Raw genomic sequence first — 2227 nt, 5'->3', positions numbered from 1 at the left:
ATTGGCCTTGAGAACAGATCCTGAACGCGCTGATCGAGAGCAGACTGGCTCCCGACCTTAAGATGATCGACAGCACAATAGGCACGGTGGTCCGCGCCCATTATCAGAAAGAATCTCCCCGCCAACAAGGCGAAGCATCGCTACGGTTGCGTGCCGCTTCCTCTTTCCCGGCAGAGATGGCAAGTGGTGAGCGCGAGATCGAAAGGGTTGCGATGCGGATCGGGGAAACGGCCCTGCCGGGTGTGCTGGTGCTGACGCCTGCGCGGCATGGGGATGCGCGGGGGTTCTTTTCGGAAAGCTGGAACCGGCGCACATTGGAGGAGGCGGGGGTGCACCTGCCCGAGTTCGTGCAGGACAACCATTCGCTCTCGGCCAGGGCCGGCACGCTGCGGGGGCTGCATTACCAAGCGCCGCCGCATGAGCAGGGCAAGCTGGTGCGCTGCGGGCGGGGGGCTCTTTACGACGTGGCCGTGGACGGGCGGCGGGGCAGTCCGACCTATGGGCAATGGATCGGCGTCGAACTGAGCTTTCAGAACGGCCGCCAGCTCTGGGTGCCGCCGGGCTTCCTGCATGGCTTTGTCACGCGCGAGGACGACACCGAGGTCGTCTACAAATGCACGGGATACTACGACAAGACGGCGGATGGTGCGGTGCGCTGGGACAGCCTCGGGATCGACTGGGGGGTCGTGGACCCGATCCTGTCCGACAAGGACCGGGCGGCCGTTCCCTTCGCTGACTGGCAATCCCCCTTCGAGGGCACGGCATGAAGATCCTGGTCACAGGGGGCGCGGGCTTCATCGGCTCGGCCGTGGTGCGGCTGGCGGTGTCGCGCGGGCATGAGGTGGTGAACCTCGACGCGCTGACCTACGCGGCGAACCTCGAGAACGTGGCCTCTGTGGCGGGCAGCCCGCTTTATGCCTTCGAGCAGGCCGACATCCGCGACCGCAGGGCGCTGGACCGCGTCTTCGCCAAGCACCGGCCGGATGCGGTGATGCACCTGGCCGCCGAAAGCCACGTGGACCGCTCGATTGACGGGCCCGGTGCCTTTGTCGAGACCAATGTCACCGGCACCTACAACCTGCTGGAAGCGGCGCGCGCCTTCTGGACCCGCGAGGGCAGGCCCGAGGGCTTCCGCTTCCACCACATCTCGACCGACGAGGTGTTCGGCTCACTTGGCGAGACCGGGCAGTTCACCGAAGACACGCCCTACGACCCGCGCTCGCCCTATTCGGCGTCCAAGGCGGCAAGCGACCATCTGGTCCGTGCCTGGCACGAGACCTACGGGCTGCCGGTGGTGCTGACGAACTGCTCGAACAACTACGGACCCTTCCATTTCCCGGAAAAGCTGGTGCCGGTGGTGATCCTGAATGCGCTCCACGGCCGCGAGATCCCGGTCTATGGCGACGGCGGCAACGTGCGCGACTGGCTGTATGTCGAGGACCATGCCGACGCGCTGCTCCTGTGCCTCGAACAGGGCGCGATCGGCCGCAGCTACAACATCGGCGGCGAGAACGAGGCCCGCAACATCGATCTCGTCCGCACCATCTGCGCGCATCTGGACGAGCTGCGGCCCGAAGGCGGCCCGCATGACCGGCTGATCCGCTTCGTCACCGACCGGCCCGGCCATGACCGGCGTTATGCCATCGACCCGGCCCGCATCCGCACGGAACTGGGCTGGCGCCCCTCGGTCACGGTCGAGGAGGGGCTGCGCCGCACCGTCGAGTGGTACCTGTCGAACGAAGCCTGGTGGCGCCCGCTGCTGGACCGCGAGGGCGTGGGCCGGCGGCTGGGGGCGGGCTGAGGTTGCGCGGCTGCATGGGTATCTGGGTCAGGAAAAATCCGTTGGGAGTGCAGGAGCGATGAGGGGCCTGATGATCTTCGGCCGGACCGGCCAGGTCGCGCGGGAACTCGCCCGGCTTGCGCCCGAGGCGCGGTTTGTGGCCCGCGATGAGACCGACCTGACCGACCCCGCCGCCTGCGCCGCGCTGATCCGGCGCGAGCGGCCCTCGGCCGTCGTCAATGCCGCCGCCTACACGGCGGTCGACAAGGCCGAGTCGGACGCCGAAGCCGCCCGGCTGGTCAACGCCGATGCGCCCGCAGCCATGGCCGCGGCCTGCGCCGAACTGGGCATCCCCCTCGTCCATATCTCGACTGACTACGTCTTCGACGGCTCGGGCGACCAGTCGCGGACCGAGGACGCACCGCCTGCTCCGCTGGGGGTCTACGG

The 2227-nt window shown here is 67.9% G+C and carries 3 protein-coding genes; all 3 read left to right on the top strand.

Features of this window, described 5'->3' with window-relative positions; all coding sequences use genetic code 11:
- Positions 1 to 212: 212 nt before the first annotated feature.
- Complete coding sequence (gene rfbC, locus Q4F04_RS15580; RefSeq protein WP_303370700.1) at positions 213 to 767, top strand: dTDP-4-dehydrorhamnose 3,5-epimerase; 555 nt, start codon at positions 213 to 215, stop codon at positions 765 to 767.
- Positions 764 to 1801: a dTDP-glucose 4,6-dehydratase gene (rfbB, locus tag Q4F04_RS15575; RefSeq protein ID WP_303370699.1), complete on the top strand. Its 1038-nt coding sequence runs from the start codon at positions 764 to 766 to the stop codon at positions 1799 to 1801. The genes rfbC and rfbB overlap by 4 nt, the downstream gene beginning before the upstream one ends.
- A 58-nt stretch (positions 1802 to 1859) precedes the next feature.
- Positions 1860 to 2227: sugar nucleotide-binding protein (locus Q4F04_RS15570; RefSeq protein WP_303370698.1), on the top strand; the 368-nt coding region annotated here is incomplete at its 3' end.

Source organism: Paracoccus sp. (in: a-proteobacteria), from assembly GCF_030536915.1.
Lineage (GTDB): Bacteria > Pseudomonadota > Alphaproteobacteria > Rhodobacterales > Rhodobacteraceae > Paracoccus.
The sequence above is the reverse complement of the archived record's forward strand: the minus strand, read 5'-3'. Positions and strand labels throughout refer to the sequence as shown.

Coding starts and splice junctions, on each gene's coding strand:
- rfbB (WP_303370699.1), top strand. CDS start 764: ATGAAGATCCTGGTCACAGGGGGCGCGGGCTTCATCGGCTCGGCCGTG.
- rfbC (WP_303370700.1), top strand. CDS start 213: ATGCGGATCGGGGAAACGGCCCTGCCGGGTGTGCTGGTGCTGACGCCT.